We start from the raw sequence: 1,386 nt of genomic DNA, 5'->3' as shown, positions 1-1,386 counted from the left end.
TGGATGCGGATGTTCACCATCCCTAACCAGTCCAGCGTGCCGATGGCCTACACCCAGTTCGGTGACGACGACCGAATGAAACCGTCTCCCCTCTATGACCGCATGGTGGATGTCATGGAGGAACTGATGAAGTTCACCTGGCTGCTGCGGGACCGGGCCGACTACCTTGTCGATCGCTACAGCGAGCGCAGATCAGAACACCGCCTGCCTGAAAAGCTGTGAGCCGGGAAATGGCGGAACAGTTCGATGTCGTGATCGTGGGCGGCGGTCAGGCAGCACTCGCCGCCTCTTATTTCCTGCGCCGGACCGGGCTGACCTATGTCATTCTGGACAACGGCGCACAGGCGGGAGGGGCGTGGGTGCATGGCTGGGACTCCCTGCATCTGTTCTCGCCGGCGTCCTGCAGTTCGCTGCCCGGCTGGCCGATGCCAGACACACCGGAGGGCAGCTATCCGACCCGTGACGAGGTGCTGGACTATCTGCACCGGTACGAGGCGCGCTACACCCCGCCGATCCGCCGTCCTGTAACGGTCGGGCGCGTGGAACGGGCCGGTGGGAAATTCCTGAATATCCGCACAAACGCGGGCGATTTTCTGAGCCGCGCCGTCATCGGTGCGACCGGCACATGGTCGGCCCCGTTCATTCCTGATGTCGCGGGGCATGAATTCTTTGGCGGGACGCAGATCCATTCCGCGCACTATCAGATCCCCGCACCTTTTGCCGGTCGGCGCGTGCTCGTGGTCGGTGGCGGTAACTCCGGGGCGCAGATTCTGGCGGAAGTGTCACTGCTCGCGAACGCAACGTGGGTGACGTTGCAGGATCCGGTATTCCTGCCCGACGATGTGGATGGACGGGTTCTGTTCGAACGGGCGACCGCACGTCCTGGGCAACGCCGGCGCCATGCCGACAGGAGGCTTTGGCGATATCGTCATGGTGCCGCCCGTACGGGCCGCCCGGGAGCGCGGTGTCTTCCACGCGGTGCGCCCGTTCGTGCGCATGACGGCTACGGGCGTCGTCTGGCCCGGCGGACAGGAAGAAGCCATTGACGCGATCATCTGGTGTACAGGCTTCCGTCCCGCGCTCTCTGCATTTGCACCACTCGACGTGATCGAGCCGGACGGGCTGATCCACGTGAACGGGCAGCAGGCCATCAGGGAGCCACGCCTGTGGCTGCTGGGATATGGCTCCTGGTGCGGTCCCGCATCCGCAACCCTCCTGGGGGCGGGCCGTGTCGCGCGATCCATGATCCGGCAACTCACGGACTGGCTTGCATCACCGACACAGGATGTCCGCTTACCAAAACCTTGAGCGACTCTCTTTACGACCGACATGACGGCGACTGCCGCCTGTCTGCTCCTACATCACTGAGCAGACAGGCGGACTAGG

The 1,386-nt window shown here is 63.9% G+C and carries 2 pseudogenes; both read left to right on the top strand.

Annotation, left to right across the window (positions count from 1 at the left end):
* Nucleotides 1-222, top strand: a pseudogene (locus GOB93_RS20900) (arsenical resistance protein ArsH); the annotation flags it as partial.
* 8 nt (nucleotides 223-230) lie between these two features.
* A pseudogene (locus GOB93_RS20895) lies at nucleotides 231-1,308 on the top strand (ArsO family NAD(P)H-dependent flavin-containing monooxygenase).
* Nucleotides 1,309-1,386: the final 78 nt, after the last annotated feature.

This window comes from Acetobacter musti, from assembly GCF_011516835.1.
GTDB classification, from domain to species: Bacteria; Pseudomonadota; Alphaproteobacteria; order Acetobacterales; family Acetobacteraceae; genus Acetobacter; species Acetobacter musti.
This window is presented reverse-complemented; position numbering and strand designations above follow the sequence as displayed.